12 protein-coding genes are annotated in these 12,976 nt (G+C 75.3%); 7 read left to right on the top strand and 5 right to left on the bottom strand.

Annotated elements, in window-relative coordinates:
• Positions 1 to 75 precede the first annotated feature (75 nt).
• From ACZ4VT_RS00285 to ACZ4VT_RS00275, 3 genes are read left to right on the top strand one after another with little or no spacing between them, the layout of a single operon-like run.
• On the top strand, positions 76 to 324 hold the full coding sequence (locus tag ACZ4VT_RS00285; protein WP_467945202.1) for a hypothetical protein: 249 nt from the start codon (positions 76 to 78) through the stop codon (positions 322 to 324).
• Positions 321 to 2,621: a heavy metal translocating P-type ATPase gene (locus tag ACZ4VT_RS00280; protein WP_467945200.1), complete on the top strand. Its 2,301-nt coding sequence runs from the start codon at positions 321 to 323 to the stop codon at positions 2,619 to 2,621. Before ACZ4VT_RS00285 ends, ACZ4VT_RS00280 begins: the two co-directional genes overlap by 4 nt.
• Positions 2,618 to 3,151 carry a copper chaperone PCu(A)C gene (locus ACZ4VT_RS00275; RefSeq protein WP_467945198.1) on the top strand — a complete coding sequence of 178 codons (534 nt, stop codon included), beginning with the start codon at positions 2,618 to 2,620 and terminating at the stop codon, positions 3,149 to 3,151. Before ACZ4VT_RS00280 ends, ACZ4VT_RS00275 begins: the two co-directional genes overlap by 4 nt.
• Positions 3,152 to 3,162: 11 nt before the next feature.
• Here ACZ4VT_RS00275 and ACZ4VT_RS00270 read toward each other — a convergent pair whose 3' ends face one another.
• Entirely contained in the window at positions 3,163 to 3,354 is a 192-nt protein-coding gene (locus ACZ4VT_RS00270; RefSeq protein WP_467945196.1) for a hypothetical protein, read from the bottom strand.
• On the opposite strand from ACZ4VT_RS00270, the gene ACZ4VT_RS00265 reads away from it, so the two are divergent.
• From ACZ4VT_RS00265 to ACZ4VT_RS00255, 3 genes are read left to right on the top strand one after another with little or no spacing between them, the layout of a single operon-like run.
• On the top strand, positions 3,334 to 3,969 hold the full coding sequence (locus ACZ4VT_RS00265) for an ATP-binding cassette domain-containing protein (protein ID WP_467945194.1): 636 nt from the start codon (positions 3,334 to 3,336) through the stop codon (positions 3,967 to 3,969). The genes ACZ4VT_RS00270 and ACZ4VT_RS00265 overlap by 21 nt on opposite strands.
• Complete coding sequence (locus tag ACZ4VT_RS00260) at positions 3,966 to 4,832, top strand: metal ABC transporter permease (protein WP_467945192.1); 867 nt, start codon at positions 3,966 to 3,968, stop codon at positions 4,830 to 4,832. The genes ACZ4VT_RS00265 and ACZ4VT_RS00260 overlap by 4 nt, the downstream gene beginning before the upstream one ends.
• Complete coding sequence (locus ACZ4VT_RS00255) at positions 4,790 to 5,611, top strand: metal ABC transporter solute-binding protein, Zn/Mn family (protein ID WP_467945190.1); 822 nt, start codon at positions 4,790 to 4,792, stop codon at positions 5,609 to 5,611. The genes ACZ4VT_RS00260 and ACZ4VT_RS00255 overlap by 43 nt, the downstream gene beginning before the upstream one ends.
• 108 nt (positions 5,612 to 5,719) lie before the next feature.
• Here the strand turns inward: ACZ4VT_RS00255 and ACZ4VT_RS00250 are convergent, their stop codons facing one another.
• The gene (locus ACZ4VT_RS00250) at positions 5,720 to 7,408 is read right to left on the bottom strand and encodes a class I adenylate-forming enzyme family protein (RefSeq protein WP_467945188.1); all 1,689 of its coding nucleotides are present in this window, start codon (positions 7,406 to 7,408) and stop codon (positions 5,720 to 5,722) included.
• Positions 7,405 to 9,207 (bottom strand): CoA transferase, encoded by a 1,803-nt coding sequence (locus ACZ4VT_RS00245; protein WP_467945186.1) that lies wholly within the window; start codon positions 9,205 to 9,207, stop codon positions 7,405 to 7,407. Before ACZ4VT_RS00245 ends, ACZ4VT_RS00250 begins: the two co-directional genes overlap by 4 nt.
• Positions 9,208 to 9,350: 143 nt before the next feature.
• On the opposite strand from ACZ4VT_RS00245, the gene ACZ4VT_RS00240 reads away from it, so the two are divergent.
• The gene (locus ACZ4VT_RS00240; protein ID WP_467945184.1) at positions 9,351 to 10,547 is read left to right on the top strand and encodes an acyl-CoA dehydrogenase family protein; all 1,197 of its coding nucleotides are present in this window, start codon (positions 9,351 to 9,353) and stop codon (positions 10,545 to 10,547) included.
• Here the strand turns inward: ACZ4VT_RS00240 and ACZ4VT_RS00235 are convergent.
• Together ACZ4VT_RS00235 and ACZ4VT_RS00230 are read right to left on the bottom strand one after the other, a co-directional pair.
• Positions 10,534 to 11,574 (bottom strand): sugar ABC transporter permease, encoded by a 1,041-nt coding sequence (locus ACZ4VT_RS00235; protein ID WP_467945182.1) that lies wholly within the window; start codon positions 11,572 to 11,574, stop codon positions 10,534 to 10,536. The genes ACZ4VT_RS00240 and ACZ4VT_RS00235 overlap by 14 nt on opposite strands.
• Before the next feature lie 56 nt (positions 11,575 to 11,630).
• Complete coding sequence (locus ACZ4VT_RS00230) at positions 11,631 to 12,833, bottom strand: MFS transporter (protein ID WP_467945180.1); 1,203 nt, start codon at positions 12,831 to 12,833, stop codon at positions 11,631 to 11,633.
• Positions 12,834 to 12,976: the final 143 nt, after the last annotated feature.

The following is a 12,976-nucleotide window of genomic DNA, read 5'->3' as shown; positions in this document are numbered from 1 at the left end:
ACCTCCCCGGCGGCTCCCGCGCGGACGACCACGACGGGCGCAGCGCCGTACACGTACCCAGGATCTGGAGAGCCGATGACCGGAAGGCAACCCGAGACCCGCCCCGACGGCGCCTGGCCGCGTGGGGCGCCGCCACCGGCCCTGGCCGGCTTCGTCGTGCTCCTGGCGGCGCTGTTCGCCCTCTCCTACGGGGTGGGTTCGGCCGCCGGGCCGGTCGCCCCCGGCCTGCACCGCACCGGCACGGGTACGGGATCCACCGGCGGTTCGCACGGTGGCGGCGGCACGGGCGGCATGAACGGCACGCATCCGGGGAGCGGCCGATGACCGCGGACACGGCGGGCGGCACCCTGACGACGACCGATCTGATCGTCGGCGGCATGACGTGCGCGGCCTGTGTGAACCGGGTGGAGAAGCGGCTGGCCCGGCTCGACGGGGTGACCGCGACGGTCAACCTCGCCACCGGGAAGGCGCGGGTGAGCCATCCGCCGGCCGTGAGCGCCCAGGACCTGGTCGCGGCGGTGGAACGCGCCGGTTACACGGCCGAACTGCCCCCGCCGGCCACCGCTCCTCGTGCGCAGGCCCCGCCCGCGGATCCGCCGGCGGACGGTGAACACCCCGAGCGCGAACGGCTGTTGATCACCGCGCTGCTCTGCCTGCCGGTCCTCGTGCTGTCGATGGCGCCCGCCCTGCAGTTCCGCAACTGGCAGTGGCTGTGCCTCACTCTGGCCGCTCCGGTCGTCGTGTGGAGCGCCCTGCCGTTCCACCTGCGGGCGGTACGCGGGCTGCGGCACGCGACGGCCACCATGGACACCCTGGTCTCCCTCGGGGTGCTCGCCTCGTTCTCCTGGTCCCTGTACGCGCTGTTCCTCGGCGGCGCCGGCGATCCGGACATGCGGATGCCGTTCACCTTCCTCCCCTCGGCGGGCGGGGAGGTCGCGCACGTCTACCTGGAAGCCGCCGTCGGAGTTCCCCTGTTCGTCCTGGCGGGCCGCCACCTGGAGGGCCGGGCCCGGCGGAGCACCGGCGCGGCCCTGCGCTCACTGGCCGGGCTCGCCGTCAAGGACGTGACGGTCCGCGAGGACGGCAGGGAGCGGCTGATCCCCGTGGAAGAACTGCGGGTGGGGCAGGAGTTCCTCGTCCGGCCGGGGGAACGGGTCGCCACCGACGGTGTGGTGGTCTCCGGCAGCTCGGCCCTGGACCTGTCCCTGGTCACCGGTGAGAGCGATCCCGTGGAGGTGGGGCCCGGCCGGAAGGTGGTGGGCGCCGCCGTCAACGCCGGTGGGCTGCTCCTCGTCCGGGCCACCGCGGTCGGTGCGGACACCCAGCTCGCCCGGATCACCCGTATGGTCACCGAAGCCCAGGCGGGCAAGGCGCGGGCCCAGCGGCTCGCCGACCGCGTGGCGGGGGTCTTCGTCCCGGTCATCCTGGCTCTGGCGGTCACGGTGCTCGGTTTCTGGCTCGGCGCCGAGGCGGACCCGCAGGCGGCCGTGACCGCGGCGGTGGCGATCCTCGTCGTCGCCTGCCCGTGCGCGCTCGGGCTGGCGACGCCCACCGCACTGCTGGCCGCGACCGGCCGGGGCGCGCAGCTGGGCGTGCTGGTCAGCGGTCCGCAGGCGCTGGAGGCACTGCGGCACGTCGACACCGTGGTCCTGGACAAGACCGGCACGCTCACCACCGGGCACATGAGTGTCGTCCAGGTCACCGCGGTCAGCGGCGGCATCGGGCGCGAGGCGGTCCTGCGCCTGGCCGGGGCCGTGGAGCAGGGCTCGGAGCATCCGCTGGGCCGCGCCCTCGCCGCGTACGCGCAGCGCGCGCTGCCCGGGGGCACGCTGCCGCCGGTCACCGACTTCCTGGCGACGGCCGGGGCGGGGGTCACGGGACTCGTGGAGGGCCGGCGCATCGACCTGCTCTCTCCCGACGACGGCCTGCCGAAGTCGTTGGCGCAGGCCCTGGCCGAGGCGGAGGCGTCCGTGCTCACTCCCGTCCTGGTCCGGGTGGACGGCTTCGACGAGGCCCTGATCACCCTCGGGGACGTGCTGCGGCCCGGGAGCTACCGGGCCGTGGACCGGATGCGGCGGCTGGGAGTGGAACCGGTGCTGGCCACCGGCGACCGCGATGCCACGGCCCTGGCGGTCGCCGCGCAGCTCGGCATCTCCGCGGTCCACGCCCGCTGCACTCCGGAGGAGAAGGCCGAGCTGGTCACGCGCCTGAAGGAGGAGGGCCGCCGGGTGGCGGTGATCGGCGACGGGGTGAACGACGCCGCCGCCCTGGCCCGCGCCGATCTCGGCATCGCGATGGGCAGCGGTACGGACGTGGCGATCGGCGCCGCCGACGTGACGCTGGTGCGCGGTGACATCGAGGCGGTGGCCGACGCCGTCCGGCTGGCCCGTCGCACCCTGGGGACGATCCGCGCCAACCTCGTCTGGGCGTTCGGCTACAACGCGGTCACCGTGCCCCTGGCCGCGGTCGGCTGGCTCAACCCGATGGTCGCCGCCGCCGCGATGTCCGCCAGCTCCCTGCTGGTGGTCGGCAACAGCCTGCGCCTGCGGGCCTGGCAGCCCGCGCCGAAGCGCCACGGCGGCTTGTCACCCCGTCCCCGCCGAAAGGGTTTTCAGCGATGACCGATCCCCTCTCTCCCACCGCCTCGGCCGCCTCGGCCGCGGAGTCGCCCGGCGGCCGTCGGCTGCGCGAAGGCCTGATCGCCGTGCTCGCGCCGGTGACCGCCTGTCTCACGGCCCTGGTGGGGCTGACCGCGTGGACCACGGCGGGGGCCGCGGGCACTCCGGCCCGGATCGAGGTCGGCATCGGGCGGGTCTTCCTGCCGTACGCCGACAAGGAGCGCACCGCCGCGTTCTTCCGGATCACGAACACCGGTGGCTCCGGCGACCAGTTGGTCTCCGTGACCTCCCCCGTCGTCGAGGCGGTGATGCTGAGCCGGCACGTGAGCGCCGCGGGGGCGGATTCCATGCGCATGGTCCCCTCGGCGGAGATCCCCGCCGGCTCGACGCTGCAGATGACCCCGAGCACGCTGGACGTGATGATGACGGTCAAGGGCCGCTGGCAGGTGGGGGACGCCGTGCCCTTCGTCCTGCACTTCCGCACCAACGGGCCCGTCCAGGCCGTGGCGTTCGTCGTGCGGCCCGGCAGCTGAGCCGCCTCTCGTCACGGATCTCGTCGAACCTCGTCGATCTCGTCGATCTCGTCGGTTTCATCGATCTCGTCCATTTCGCCGATCGCGGGAACCCGGGGCCCGCTCCGGCCGACTACTGCCACGTGCGAGGCGGACACTGCGCCGAAATCATCCTGCTGCTGCAGAGGATCGAGGGACGAGAGATGGGCGGGATGGACGTCCACATGCGCGAAGTGGCCTGTCGGCACGGCCGGGTGGAGGCCGTCGCCGACGTGGATCTGGAGATCGCGGCCGGTGAGCGGGTGGCCCTGACGGGTACGAACGGTTCGGGCAAGACCACGCTGCTGCGTGCCGTGCTCGGCCTCCACCGACAGGTGTCGGGCGCGATCACCGTCGGCGGACGCGGCACCGGTTCCGCCGCGGAGTGGGCCTGGCGGCGCCGGGCCTGCGCCTGGATCCCGCAGAAGCCGGCCGCGGGGCGCTTCCCGCTGCTCGGCGCCGAGCTGCTGGCCAGCAGCGGCGCCGCGGCGGACGCGGCCGAGGCCGCGGACCGGCTCGGGGTGGGTCCGCTGACCGGGCGGCCGCTGCACACCCTCTCCGGCGGGCAGTTGCAGCGCATGTACCTGGCCCGGGCGATCGGCTGTGTCACCGCGGGAGCCCAGGTGCTCCTGGCCGACGAGCCCACCGCGGCCCTCGACTTCGACGGCCAGGAGGAGGCGGCGGACGTCCTCACCTCCCTGCCGGTGACCCTCGTCGTGGTGACGCACGACCGCGCGCTGGCGGAGCGCTGCGACCGGGTATTGGAGATGGCCGCGGGCCGGCTGCGGGAGGTCCGGTGACGCTCGCCACCGCCGACCTCGGCGCGCTCCTGCAACTCCTGCCCGTGCAGCGGGCGGGCATCGCCCTGCTGCTGGCCGCCGTCGGGCTGCCCGTGATCGGGGTGGTCATCGTCGGGCTCGACATCATGCCGGTCCGGTTCGCGATGATGCACGTCGCCCTGCTCGGCATCGCGGTCGGCCTGCTCACCGGCCTCGACCCCATGCTGTGCGCGCTGGTGGCCTGTGCCCTGGCCGGCGCGGGCGTCGCACCGCTCGCCCGTACCCCGGACGGGCTGTCGGGGGCGATGGGGCTGCTGATGAGCCTGGCCATCGCGGCGGCCCTGCTCCTGCTCGCCGTCTCGGGCGTCAACGCCTCCGGCGCCTTCGCCCTGCTCTGGGGGTCGATCCTGTCGGTGGGCGCCGCCGATCTCGTGGTCCTCGGGGTGCTCGCCGTCGTGGTCCCCGGCCTGTTCTGGTGGCGGCGCCGCGAGATCGGCCTGCTCCTCTACGACCGCGAACTCGCCCAGTGCTCCGGCGTGCCCGTGCGGGCGCTGACCGCGGTCCTCCTGGTCCTCGTCGCCGTCGCGGTCGCCGGCGCCATCAAACTCACGGGCGCCCTGCTCGTCGACGCGCTGACCCTGCTGCCCGCGCTCGCGGCCCGCCGCCTCGGCAGTTCGCTGCGGTCGATCACCCTCTGGGCGGTCGGCATCGGCATCGTCGTCAACCTGACGGGGTTCCTGCTGGCCCTGTGGCTGGACTGGCCTCCCGGCCCGGTCCTCGTCCTGACGGCGGGGGCCCTCGTCCTCGCCGTGCACTTCATACCCGAACGGAGCATCAGCACATGGCGCGCACCCGCGGCCGTATCCCTTCCCTCCTCGCACTGAGCGCGGCGGTCCTCCTCACGGCCGGCTGCGGAGACGACACCGGCACCGGCACGGCGGGCGACAGCCCGGCGCCGGCCGGTGCCCCGGCCGCCAAGGGCCGGCCCGTCGTGGTCGTGACCACCACCTGGGAGGGCGCCTTCGCCCGGGCCGCCGGCGCCCAGGACGTCAAGGTCATCGTCCCGCAGTCCGTGCACCACGCCCCCGACTACGACCCGAAGCCCTCGGACCTCGCCGCCGTCGCCAAGGCCGACTTCGTGCTCTACGCGCCCTTCGAGCCGTACGCGGCGAAGATCAAGGAGGCCGCGGGCTCCAAGGCGAAGCTGGTCGAGGTCAACCTCGACAACGACCCCGACAAGGTCAAGGCCGAGGTCGACAAGCTGGGCGCCCTCTTCGGCACGGCGGACGCCGCCACGCAGTGGAAGACCGGATTCGACACCGAGTACGGGAAGCTGAACAAGGACGTCCAGGCAGCCTGGCCCGGCGGCAAGAGCCCCTCCGTCGTCAGCCAGGTCTTCACCGCCTGGGCCGCGAAGCTCGGCGGGACCACGCCCGTGGGCACGTTCGGGCCGGAGGCCGTCACCCCGTCGCAGCTCGCGGAGCTGTCCGCGAAGAAGCCGGCGCTCGTCCTGGACAACGCCCACATGTCCACCGGCACGGTCCTGCCCGACTCCGGCGCCAAGCAGGTCAAGATCGTCAACTACCCGGGCGAGGACCTCGACCTGCTGCCGGTCTACCGCAACGCGGCGGCCGAGCTGAAGAAGGCCATGGGCGCCTCCTGACCCGGCGCCGGAAGGCGTCACACACACGGGAGGGCACGCATGGAACGCGTGCCCTCCCGTGTCGCGTGTGCGGGGCCCGGCGGCGAGGCGCCGCCGGGCCCCGACCTCTCATCCCGCCTGGGCGAGCGTGACGCTTCCGGTCTCCGGCAGCGCGCGGACGTCGGTCAGGCACGCGCGCAGGGCCGCCCGGTCGGGCTTGCCCGCCGGGGTCAGCGGGAGTTCGGCGGCGATCAGGAGCCGCTCGGGGAACTTGCGCGGTTCGAGCCCGCGCTCCGCGAGGTGCGCGCCGAGCTCGTCCAGGGAGGGCGCCTGCGCCGTGCGGGGTACGACGCAGGCCGCCAGCCTCTCCCCCATCACCGCGTCCGGAACGCCCACGCACACCACGTCGCGCACCAGCGGGTGGGAGGACAGCTGGCGTTCGACCTCGGCGGGGCTGATGTTGGCGCCGCCCCGGATGACGATGTCCTTGAGCCGTCCGACGATGTGCAGGGTGCCGGCCTCGTCGAGGAAGCCGAGGTCTCCGGTGCGGACCCAGCCGTCGGGTGTGCGGTAGCGGGCGTCGAGGTCCGGGGAGGCGACGTAGCACAGCGGGGTCATCGGGCCGCGCGCGATGATCTCCCCGACCCGGCCGTCCGGGAGCGGCTCGTGCGTCTCGGTGTCGGCGATGCGGATGTCGGCGACCCGGGGGTCGGGGCGCCCGGCCACCACTCCCCGGCCGTCCGCGGGAGGGGTGTCGTTGTCCAGTCCGGTGTGGCAGTTGACGCCGTCGGCCGAGCCGTAGAGGTTGACGACCGGGCAGCCGAAGGCGCGGGCGGCGTCCTTGGCCGTGCGCTCGTCGAGCGCGGACCCGCCCAGGACGAGGGCGGTGGGGGCGGGCAGCGGGGCCGCGTCGCCTTCGAGCCGGTCCAGCATCATCCGCACCATGGTCGGTACGCCGAGGACGTGCGTGGGCGCGTGCTCGCGGACCGCCGTGATGGCCGCTTCCGGGGTGAAGTGGTCGAGGAGGACGAGCGTGCCGCCGTGCCGGGCCAGGGTGACGGCCGTCCCGTTGGAGCCGAAGGCGGAGCCGAGCGGCACCAGGAACAGGCAGCGCGGCGCGGTCCCGTCGGGCATCAGCGAGGCGAGGAAGTTGCCGCGACCGCCCGCGAGGGCGTTGTGCGAGTACGCGACCATCTTCGGCTCGGCCTCGGAACCGGAGGAGACCAGGATGCGGGCCGCGCTGTCCGGGTCGGGCCGGGCGGGTACGAAGGCGCTCGCGTCGGAGCGCAGCAGCGCGGAGAGGGCAACCGTTCCCTCGGGGGCCGGCCCGGGTCCGGCGGCGATCACGTGCCGAAGCGCGGGCAGGGCCGGTGCCAGGGTGTGCAGGTCGGCGGCGTACCGGCTGCCGCGGTGCTCGGTCGCGGCGATGACGGCGACGGCCTCGGCGCGGCGCAGCAGGCATTCCGCTTCGAGGCTGCCCCGGCCGACGGGGAAGGGCAGGGCCACCGCGCCGAGGGCGGCCAGGGCCAGGTCGGCGATGACGGCGTTGCGGTTGTTCGGGAGCTGGACGGCGACGACATCGCCGGGGCGTATGCCGAGGTCCCGTAGGCCGCCGGCCAGACATCGCACTTTGCGGTCGAGCGCGGTGTAACAGAGGGGGCCCTTGGCGTCGATGACGGCGGTGGCGTGCAGGTCGGCGATCTGCCGGGCCCGGAACAGGCTGTAGAGATCGAGATCGGGGCAGGTACCGTCGACCGCCCAGGAGCGGCGGAGGCCGGCGGGCAGCAGGTCGTGCAGGACGAGCCGGTTGGCGGTCATGCGAAGCTCCAGGGGTCGGGAACGGCAGGGGCGCCGTGCGCGTCGCGGCTGATCGAGCCGGTGAAGCGCTGGTCGTGGTGCAGGTCGGCCAGGTCGGTGGTGACGGCCGTGGCCGTCAGGCCGTGTTCCCGCAACTGCCTGAGGGCGTCCGCGGTGGGCAGTTCGCGCAGGTCGTACGCTCCCGCGGCGGGGGCGCCCGCGTCGGTCGGGGCGATCCAGCCGTCGGCCGTGGGCAGGGGCCGCCGGAATCCGGCCGGCCGGCGGGGGCTCTCGCCGCGTGCCGCGCGTCGCAGGGCGGGGGCGGTCAGGGTGTCGGCGGCGCCGAGCAGGGAGGAGTCCACGCGGACGCCGTGGCCGGTGCGTTCGCGCAGGAGGAGTCCGGCGAGGACCGCCTCGGTGCCGTGCAGTCCGCCGAGTACGTCGAGCAGGGTCATCAGTGAGGGGGCCGGGGCCTCGTCCTGGGGGCGGACGGCCTCGCCGACCGCGGTGCGCGCCTGGACCATGAAGTCCGTGCCCATGGGGGCGTCGTCGAGCCGGCCGGCCCAGCCGCTGGTGTACGCGTAGACCAGTGCGGGGTTCACCGACGCGAGGTCGTCGTGGTCCAGGCCGAGTTCGGCGGCCTTGCCGGGGGCCCAGTTGTGCAGGAAGACGTCGGCCTCCGCGGCCATCTCGCGCAGGCGGCGCCGGTCCGCGTCGGCCTTGATGTCGATCTCCACGGCCCGCTTGCCCCGGTTGAGGGCGAGCCAGCGCGCGGAGATCCCGGAGCAGGCGGGCGGCATACCGCGCAGCGGGTCGCCGCCCGGCGGCTCGATCCGGATCACGTCGGCGCCCAGCAGGCCCAACAGGTGTGCGGCGAGCGGGGCCTGGATGCGCCGGCCGGCCTCCAGGACGGTCAGTCCGGCCAGCGGACGGCCGGCTTCCGGCCGCAGGCCCCGCCCGTCTCCGCGCCAGGCGGCCGCCTCCGGACGACCGGCTTCCGGCCCGAGGAGCCGGAGCTCCCACGGGGCGGCGCCGTCGTCCTCCAGCGCCCTTTCCCCGAGCGTGCGCAGGACGCACACCTCGGCGCCGGAGAGGGCGGCGGCCCGCCGGATACCCGTCATGGGGGTGGCCCGGGTGATCTCGTGGAGGGCTTGCGGGAAGGGCGCGCAGGCGGTGGCGTACCGGAACTGGAAGGGCCGCCAGCCTGCCCGCATCGCGTCGGCGGGCGCCTCCAGCGCCCGCCAGAAGGCGGCCCACGCGCCCGGGTCGAGGGTTTCCAGTTCGAAGAGGACGCCCTCCGCGGAGCGGAAGGGCGGTCCGCCTGCGGCGAGTTCGGCGGCTTCGCCCTCGTCGGCTCCGGCGGCGGCGAGGTACTGGGACACCGTCAGCAGGCCCGCCCGGTCCGCGCGGGTGGCGACCTGGGCGGCGGCGCCTCCGCGAACCTGGCCGATGAGGCCGGCGAGCAGCCCCTGCACGGTCAGGACGGCGGTGGCCGTGGCCGCGTAGTCGGCGGCCAGCCCCCGCGGGGAGCCGTCGCGGCGGCCGTGCACGGCCATGATGCCGGTGGCGGCCTGCACGGTCGCCTCGTCGACGAGCCCGCTCGCGGGGCCCGCCCAGGTGGTGACCGCGTGGGCCGGTGCGAAGCCGCCGCCGGTGAGCGTGATGCGGTCCGGCGGAGCGTCCCGGCCGGGGTGCTCCCCGCTCGCGCCGAGCATGCGCAGGTGGTCGGCGACCACGCCTGTGATCTGCGGGGGCCCCGAGGTGTCGAAGCGCAGTGTGTCGAGCGGCCGGACCGTCTGCGTGGTGGCTGGTGACGCCATGCCTCTCCTCTCCCGGCGCGGCGGTGGCCGTCGCCCGGTTCGTGCGATACGCGGGAACCGGGGGGCGTCCGCGCCCGACCAGTTCCACGGACAGAGAGTCGGACAACCGTTCCCACGAGTTCCCGGGAATGAGGAGGAAAACAGTGACGGATCCAGACACGGCCACCCAACCTGCGCTCCAGGGCGCCGAGTTGAGAGACCGGATCGCCGCATTCGTCCGCGGCCGGGTGATCCCTCGGGAGGGCGTGCTGGACGCCGGCGGCCCGGCGGCGGCAGCGGCGCTCGCCGAGTTGCGGCGGCAGGCCCGCGAGGAAGGGCTCTGGGCGCTCCCGCTCCCGGCCGAACTGGGCGGCGGCGGCCTGTCCTTCGCCGCGTACGCCGCACTGGCCGAGGACGAGGGCGCCAGTGACCACGGCCCCGCCGCGCTCGGCTCCGCTCCCCTGCTCGACGTGACGATGCTGGCCCGCCACGGCACGCCCCGGGTCCGCGAGGAGCATCTGGAACGGCTGGTCGCCGGGGAGTTGCGGACCTGCTACGCGATGACGGAGCCGGACGTGCCCGGCACCGACCCGTTCTCGACCGCCACCGGCGCCGAACGCCTGGCGGACGGCAGCTGGCGCGTGAGCGGCCGCAAGTGGTTCACCTCCGGCGCCGCCGGCGCCGACCTGGTGACCGTCATGGCCCGCACCGGTGGAACCGCCGGGGACCGCACGGGGCTCTCCCTGCTCCTGGTGCCGACCTCCTCCCCCGGCTTCCGGGTGGTCCGCGAACTCCCCGTGCTCGGTGGGGCGGGGCAGTACGAGATCGCGCTCGACCGGGTCCGGGTGCCCGCCGACCACCTCCTCGGCGAGCCCGGTGACGCCCTCGCCATCGCGGGTGAGCGGCTGCTGCTCGGCCGTACGCTGCGTTGCCTGCGCTGGCTGGGCCAGGCCCGGCGCGCCTTCGACCTGATGTGTGAACGGGCCGCCACCCGCAGCGGGTCCCGTGGGCCCCTCGCCGACCAACAGCTGGTCCAGCAGCACGTTTTCGACGCCCTGCTCGCGCTGCGCACCACGCGGCCCCTCGTCCACGAGGCGGTGGACCTGATCGCGTCCGGGCAGGACGCCCGTACGGAGGTCGGACTCGCCAAGGTCGCCGCCGCGCGCATGCTCCAGCAGGTCACGGACTCGGCCATCCAGGTCCACGGCGCCGCCGGGCTCGGTCCGGACACCCCCCTGCCCGCTCTCTTCCGTACGGGCCGCGCCGCCCGGATCCTCGACGGCCCCGACGAACTCCACATCACCACCGTGGCCCGCCGCGTCCTGCGCGACTACGGCGCGGGGCGGGTCACACCCGGGTGATGTCGACGAGGCCGTCCAGGGCGGCCAGGCCGAGCGCCAGGAAGAAGTCGCCCCAGATCAGCTCGTGCCGGACCGCCAGCCCCTTCCCGGCGTCGTAGCAGCCGTCCAGGAGCATCCCCGGCGGGCGGCCGGAGCACGCGCCGGTCAGGTGGGCCTGCGCCAGCCGGTTCAGGATGGCCACGGCCCGGTCCGAGCAGACCTCCGCCCGGGGGCCCGGGGCCCGTGCGAGCTTCAGCAGGGCCACCGCGGTGATCGCGGCGGCCGATGTGTCGAGGGGGCCGGCGGGCCGGGAGGCGTCGGCCGGCGGTACCAGCCGCCCGGCCAGCACCTCCCCCTGCGCCAGCAGTTGTCCGACCGCCTCGTCGAGCCGGGCGCGGGCACCGCCCACGACGTCGGGCCGTACGAGGGCGTCGGCGACGGCCAGGAGCAGCCAGGCCTGGCCGCGGCTCCAGCCCGGCGCGGGATCGTCGCAGGGCTGCCATCCGGTGCTCTCGTCGAACAGCCGGGCGGGCCACAGCCAGGGGTGCCGCTCGGCGCCCGTGCCGAGGCAGAGGTCGAGGTGCCGGTGGAGGTGGGCGGCCGCGGCGGCCGTCCCCCGCGCGTCGGCGCCCGCCAGCAGGGGCACCATTCCCGGTACGCCGTCCACGCGGGCCAGCAGGCGCGGCCCGCCCAGCGCATCGCCCCAGGGAACCAGGCCGAGTGCGGGGTCGTAGGCCGACAGGCAGGCCCGGGCGGCCCGTTCCCGCAGCCGGGCGGCTTCGGCGTCGGCTCCGGCGAGCGAGGTCCCGTACCAGAAGATCAGTCCCCGGGTGGCGGTGTCGGAGTCCGCCCACGGCGCGAGCCGGGCCGTGCACGCGGCGGCGGCCCGCCGGTCGGCGTCGGTACCGGTGTAGCGGGCCCGCAGCCACAGCAGCCCGGCCCAGAAGCCTCCGGTCCAGGAACCGCGGCCGGTGCTCGTCCACCGCCCGTCGTCGGGCTGCGCGTAGAGCGGGAAGCGTTCGCCGACCTGGGCCTCGGTCACGCTCACGCGCCCGATGACGGCCGCGAGGGCGTTTTCGGCCCAATCCGTGGGCGCCGCGCCGTTCACGAGGCGGCCTTCCGCCGGTCCCGTGAAGCCCACACGAAGGCGACGGCCCCCGCCGCCGCGAACTCCACCGCGACCAGCAGCCACCCGTGGCCGTACCGGCCGCTCCCGGCCAGCAGCCCGAACAGGGGCGGCCCCACGGCGAATCCGCCGAAGAACCCGGCCGCGACGAGCGCCGAGTCCTGTCCGGCCCGGCCCGGAGCGGCCCGCTGCATGACCAGCACCATGGACACGGCGTTGCCGGACACCGCGAACACACCGACGGCGACGGCCCCGAGCCACACCAACGGGCCCGCGACGAGCGCGGCACCGAGGAGGAGCGCCGCCCCGAGCGCGCCACAGGCGAGCCATCCCGGCAGCCACTCGGCCCGCCCGGGCCGGGCCGCCTTCGACCAGCCGATGCGTCCGGCGATCCCGGCCACTCCCAGTACGGCGACCAGGGCGCCGGCCGCGGTCGGGCCCATCCCGAGGCGCTGCGCCCCGAAGAGGGCCAGGTAGGTGTTGACCGAGGCGATCCCGGCCCCGAGGAACAGGGAGAAGGCCGCCAGCCAGGCGACCATCCCGCGGGGGACGAGTGAGCCGTGAGGGCCGGTGGGTGGCGGCGCGGGATCGTCGGGCAGCGCCCGCAGCGCCCACCCCCCGGCGAGCAGGGCCGCGCCCGCCGCCGTCCACACCGCGCCCCGCCAGCCGATCCCGCCCGCCAGCAGCACGAGGGGCAGTCCGGCCACGAAGGCGCCCAGCTGGACGCCGGACTGCTTGAGTCCGGTCACCGCACCGCGCCGGGCCGGCGGGACGACGCGCACGATGGCCTTGTTGGTGGCGGGGTTGGCCAGCGCCTGCGGTACGCCGCCCAGTGCGACGGCGCCCAGCAGCCCGGCCGCGCCGGGCGCCGCGCCGATCAGGGCGAGCGCCGCGGCCGACACCAGCAGCAGGACGACCAGCGAGCGGCGCGGACCGATCCGGTCCACGATCCGGCCGCCGGCCGGGGACAGCAGGGCGGCCGTCCCGAAGCCGAGCGTCGTCGTCAGCCCGAGGACCGCGGGCGAGACTCCCAGTTCGTCCACCAGGCGCGGGCCCAGGGCCCCGAGGAGGAACAGCTGGAGCATCGAGAACGCCATGGCGCACGTGAGCAGCGCCGTCAGCGGCCTTCCCGTGCCCTCGTCGGTGCGCGCCGGCACGGTCCCGGGTTCCTCCACCGCCACTGATGGCTCCTTCCCCACGCTGCGCGCACATCGTTGCGACCGGCCAGTCAGTCGGCCGGCGAGGGCCTGCGGTTCCCCGCGCGTCGTGTGGTCCGGCTCACACGAGACGGGCGCTCAAGGCGCGGCCGGGCCGGCCACCAGAA

Source organism: Streptomyces sp. NPDC029164 (assembly GCF_055563995.1).
Note: the sequence above shows the minus strand (reverse complement) of the source record. Positions and strands in the feature narration are given on the sequence as shown.